Genomic DNA, 847 nt, shown 5'->3' with positions numbered 1-847 from the left:
AAACCGGCCGATACTGGCTTCAGCAAAAGCTTTATCTAGGGTGTGTCCCGTAACTGTTTTTTGTACAATCAGGCACCTGTTTTGACCACAAAAGTACCTTTAACATGGCTCGTTACGATTTCCCTGATGATGCATGGGCGATAATTTCTCCCATGTTGCCTGCTGAAAGCGGGTCCTCCAAAGGTGGCCGTCCTTACTTCGCGCACAGACATGTCATGAATGGCATATTTTGGGTGCTTTGTTCCGGCGCTCCCTGGAGAGATTTGCCTGAACGTTACGGTCACTGGAAGACGGTTTATAACCGCTTTAACCGATGGTCTAAGGCTGGAATAATGAACAGTATTTTCAATAAATTACTCCAGATTCTGGATGAAAAAAAGTTGGTTGACTGGGATGTTATTGCACTTGATGGCAGTAATATCAGGGCCCTGAAAGCAGCGGCAGGTGCGAAAAAAAACATCCCGATGACATCAACGACCATGGGCTGGGTCGCTCTCGCGGCGGCTTTGGCACCAAAATCCATTTGGCGACAGACGGGACAGGATTGCCATTAAGCTTCTGCCTGAGTGGTGGACAAGCCCACGAGAGCCAGTATGCACAAGTTCTGCTCAACCGGGTCGGCATTATTCGTCAAAGTGGGTGCCTGAAATCCCGGGCAAAAGCAGTGCTGGCGGATAAAGGTTATTCAAGTAAAAAATTTCGTACTAGTTTGAAATTGAAGGGAATCAAGGCAGTTATTCCTTTTAAAAGTAATGAGAAAGCCAGCCGTGATGGACGCCGAAAACTGGATATCCACTTATATAAAAAGCGCAATGTAGTAGAACGTAGCTTTGCAGCATTGAAAGAA

The 847-nt window shown here is 46.5% G+C and carries 1 pseudogene; it reads left to right on the top strand.

Annotated elements, in window-relative coordinates:
- Positions 1–104: 104 nt before the first annotated feature.
- Positions 105–847, top strand: a pseudogene (locus tag FE839_RS24535) (IS5 family transposase); the annotation flags it as partial.

The organism is Klebsiella indica (genome assembly GCF_005860775.1).
GTDB lineage: Bacteria > Pseudomonadota > Gammaproteobacteria > Enterobacterales > Enterobacteriaceae > Klebsiella > Klebsiella indica.
This window is presented reverse-complemented; position numbering and strand designations above follow the sequence as displayed.